The organism is Oleiphilus sp. HI0123, assembly GCF_001635315.1.
Genome location: NZ_LWGE01000165.1, coordinates 1 through 566 on the forward strand (window position 1 = coordinate 1; position 566 = coordinate 566).

Consider the following 566-nt stretch of genomic DNA (forward strand, 5'->3'; position numbering starts at 1 on the left):
ACAGCTTACTGGCAGGCCTTTGGTAGTACCCATGTTTGCCATAACTGGAGTAGAGGCTGCCAGCCAACCTTTCCAGAACAGTTGGAAGAACTTCTCTGCCCAAACCTCTTTGTTAAGGTAAGATGGTAGTCTTGAAGCCGCGGTATTGGCAATAGTACGATAACGGTCATATACCGTTTCCTGTCCTTCTAGGTACTTCTGTTTTAGAAGTTGGAAAGCCGCAGTAGTGAGCCACTCAGGTACTGTACCTTCTGCTTGTCCTTTCTTGCGTTCTAATCCTAGTTTTTCGTAGATATTTGCCATTAGTTTTTTCTCCAGCGTAGTCGTTCACGTGACCAGTCACGGTTGTATTCGGAACCTGTTCCAGTAAAGAAGTCATGGAATTTCAGGGCGTTGATGTTATCGTAGAACCATTCAGAAATAGGGTTATCTTTGATGGTAAAAATAGGCGCAATGCGTAAGTGACCCAGGCATAGATTGATGCGTGATTTAACGAAGGTTTTAAGATCCTCGGCCTTAAAGCCTTCAATCTCTCCCTTCTCAAACATCATATCAATAATACGAGC

Annotated in this window: 2 protein-coding genes; both read right to left on the reverse strand. The window is 43.8% G+C overall.

Annotation, left to right across the window (positions count from 1 at the left end):
• Nucleotides 1-303 (reverse strand): ribonucleotide reductase N-terminal alpha domain-containing protein (locus A3761_RS01495; protein ID WP_255374906.1); only part of this gene is annotated, 303 nt, incomplete at its 3' end.
• On the reverse strand, nt 303-566 hold a 264-nt coding region (locus A3761_RS26605; RefSeq protein WP_197472722.1), incomplete at its 5' end, for a hypothetical protein. The genes A3761_RS01495 and A3761_RS26605, both read right to left, overlap by 1 nt.